Here is a 1,146-nt window from a genome sequence, read left to right as displayed (position 1 = left end):
GCGGATCAATTTTTCGCTTGTCGGCGTCATCGAGCTCCCAGGCCTGGCGCATGGTGGCCGCATGATGCTCTTTCGGCAGGCGTTCCATGATGTTGCGCGCCTTGTGGATCTGGCAGCGCTGGATCGCAGCGGCCGGACCGAAGGTGCGGCGGATCGCCTTCGACAGCGCCTTCGCGCCGGCGGCGATGAACAGTCTTGGCACCGTCGGGGCGAGCCCGCGCGAGACCAGGTTGTCCAGCAGGGCCTGAACCGTTGCGGCATTCTCGGTCGCCCCTTCCACCAACGCCAGCGGATGCTTGTTGCCTTTCGCCGTCAACCCCGATCGCGGCGACTAGCACGAGATCGTCGTCGAGATGCAGCCCGTCGATTTGGATGGCTCGGTCGCTGGGCGATGAACCTGATGCTGATCAACGTGTCGACGCGCCGGTTCGGCCGCGCCGTCCGGCTGCCCGAGGGGGACGTGCCGGCACCGCCCGGATCTGGGATTTCGAAATCGGCGGCCTCGCGGAGGTTCGTTGCGCTGTCGGCGGCGCGGCTGGCCGACTTCATGGCTGCCGATCTGTCCACGCTCGACCTTCTGGTGGTCGGCGACTGGGGTTGTGGACGAAGCGTTTGCGGAAGTGCGGGCGAGCTTCGATCGGTTCTGCCTTGCGGCGGGGATCGAGGCGCTCGGCACGATGATGGAGGCGGATGTGACGGCGGCCTGCGGGCCGCGCCACGGGCGAACCAGCCGGTGTGATATCTCTCGTCATGGCGTTGCTCTCCTTTGTGGAATCAGCCCGAGCCTACCGGCTCAAGGTGGGCAACGCCGACCTCCTCAGAAACTCAACAGGACCCGGGACATCCCCCAGATTCGGCTAAGCGCATACTGGCGAACGCATCCGCAAAGTTGGCTGTGTCCATTTGCTCATCAGTTTCTGCAAAGCTAGTACCCGGAATCAGAGCTGCGTGAGACGGCGGCCTTTGAAACGGCGTTGGACCTTTTTCTTGGTCCAGACGAAGGGCTCGGCTTTGTCGTGGTACGCGTTGACGTAGGCATCGATGTGTTCCTGAAGCTGCTTGAGGCTTGTGAAGGAGGTGCCGCTGAGCGATTGTCCCTGCAAGATTGAGAACCATACCTCGACCTGATTGAGCCACGACGCACTG

General features: G+C 63.4%; 3 pseudogenes. 1 reads left to right on the top strand and 2 read right to left on the bottom strand.

What is annotated here, in order from left to right:
- Positions 1 to 374, bottom strand: a pseudogene (locus AC066S_RS38880) (transposase); the annotation flags it as partial.
- On the opposite strand from AC066S_RS38880, the pseudogene AC066S_RS38875 reads away from it, so the two are divergent.
- Positions 368 to 586, top strand: a pseudogene (locus AC066S_RS38875) (IS256 family transposase); the annotation flags it as partial. The pseudogenes AC066S_RS38880 and AC066S_RS38875 sit on opposite strands and share 7 nt — an antisense overlap.
- A 352-nt stretch (positions 587 to 938) precedes the next feature.
- Here AC066S_RS38875 and AC066S_RS38870 read toward each other — a convergent pair.
- Positions 939 to 1,146, bottom strand: a pseudogene (locus AC066S_RS38870) (IS630 family transposase); the annotation flags it as partial.

The organism is Bradyrhizobium sp. CFUWI, assembly GCF_056429085.1.
The sequence above is the reverse complement of the archived record's forward strand: the minus strand, read 5'-3'. Positions and strand labels throughout refer to the sequence as shown.